The sequence below is a fragment of the Aminiphilus sp. genome, from assembly GCF_029975095.1.
Classification (GTDB): Bacteria; Synergistota; Synergistia; order Synergistales; family Aminiphilaceae; genus Aminiphilus.
The window spans coordinates 1-1565 of record NZ_JARKPW010000025.1; the positions used below are offsets into that span (position 1 = coordinate 1).

General features: G+C 58.6%; 2 protein-coding genes. One reads left to right on the forward strand and one right to left on the reverse strand.

Annotation, left to right across the window (positions count from 1 at the left end):
• Positions 1-296 precede the first annotated feature (296 nt).
• Positions 297-677: a MerR family transcriptional regulator gene (locus Q1K49_RS01585; RefSeq protein ID WP_300522016.1), complete on the reverse strand. Its 381-nt coding sequence runs from the start codon at positions 675-677 to the stop codon at positions 297-299.
• A gap of 87 nt (positions 678-764) precedes the next feature.
• On the opposite strand from Q1K49_RS01585, the gene Q1K49_RS01590 reads away from it, so the two are divergent.
• The gene (locus Q1K49_RS01590; RefSeq protein ID WP_300522018.1) at positions 765-1241 is read left to right on the forward strand and encodes a carboxymuconolactone decarboxylase family protein; all 477 of its coding nucleotides are present in this window, start codon (positions 765-767) and stop codon (positions 1239-1241) included.
• Positions 1242-1565 lie beyond the last annotated feature (324 nt).

Here is a 1565-nt window from a genome sequence, read left to right on the forward strand (position 1 = left end):
GGTTGAGCGCGTTGGTGCCGCCACCGCCCACGCCCACGACCTTGATGACCTCCCGATAGGGACGGTGCATCCGTTCCATTTCGAAGGCATCGAGCGCATCTCCCATGGCTTCCACTCCCCCCGGTTCCTGGTGCGTCCATGCTTCCCTATTGTAACGCCTGAAGCAAAAAAGCGGAGCGGTCTCTCAAGGAGCAAAAATGACGATTTCGTCCCTGTTTGCATGATCCGAAAGAACTACAGACGGGACGCTCCCGTGCCATATGCAGCATTCCCGGAACGAAAAGAGGGCGTTCCGATCACGCCGGATTCTTTCCGCCCCCTCCGGAGAGTTTCTCCTCGTAAAAACCGATCTTCTTCTCGATGTTCGCCAGGTTCGCCTCCCACCGTTTTTTTTCTTCGAGGACGCGCCGACGGTGCTGCAGAAGAATGCCCAGGCGCTGGGACAGGGTGTGTTCTCCCTCGTAGCGGAGGGTCGCATACTCCCTGATATTCCTGATGGGCATTCCCGTTTCCTTCAGCTTCCTGATGAAACGGATCCATTCCAGATCCTCCGGGACGTACATCCGTCTTCCACGGGTATCGCGCCGGACGATGAGAAGCCGTTCCTTCTCGTAGTAACGGAGCGTGTGAACACTGACGGCGGAGAGCGCCGAAAATTCCCCGATGGAATAGGACATCGATTCCTCCCGACCCGGCCACTTGACCTGGAGTCCACTCGAACATCTATGCTTCGCACTATACCGCAACCGAAAGGAGAGAGGCAAATGGACGAAAGTCGTTTCGACCGGGGCATGAAAAAACTTCTGGAGGTGGACGGTGAAGGCGGAGAGCGGGTCATGCAGTCCCTGAAGGACATCGCTCCGGATCTGGCCACCTTCATCGTGGAGTTCGCCTTTGGCGACATTTATTCCAGAAAAGGGCTCTCCTTGCGGGAAAGGGAGCTGATCACCACGAGCAGTCTGCTCACGGCGGGGGGATGCGAACCGCAGTTGGAAGTGCACATCAACGGCGCGCTGAACGTGGGCATCTCACCGGAGGAACTCGTCGAAGCCTTTCTGCAGTGCATTCCTTACACGGGATTTCCGAGAGCGCTCAACGCCATCTTCCTGGCCAAAAAGGTTTTCGCCCGCCGGGGGCTCCATATTCAGGCGACGGCAGAACGTGGAAATTCGCGCCCGAACTCGGAAGGATGCCGGAACGCCCCCGTGGATGGAGAAACACCGCTTTGTTCAGCTCCCTGAGCGTGCTCCGGAGCGGACGCGCCCCCGCGGATGGCGGAACACCACACGCTCTGCCGGTGCGGAACGGAGCACGCGCCGTCCCGGTTCCCGGCACCGACATTCCGGAGATGCCGAACATACCCGGAAAGGCCGAAAAAAGACATCTTCGGCCTTTCCGGAGGGATGTCACCCACGAATCGCCGTCATCAAAAGGAAGGAACGCCGGAAAAAACCGCGAAGTCCCGAAAGACTACCGAATCTCGAACTCCCCGAGAACCGTTCCTGGAGTTTCCCATCGTTCCTCCACATCCAGGACGATAGCCCTCCGAACACGGAGGGCGCACC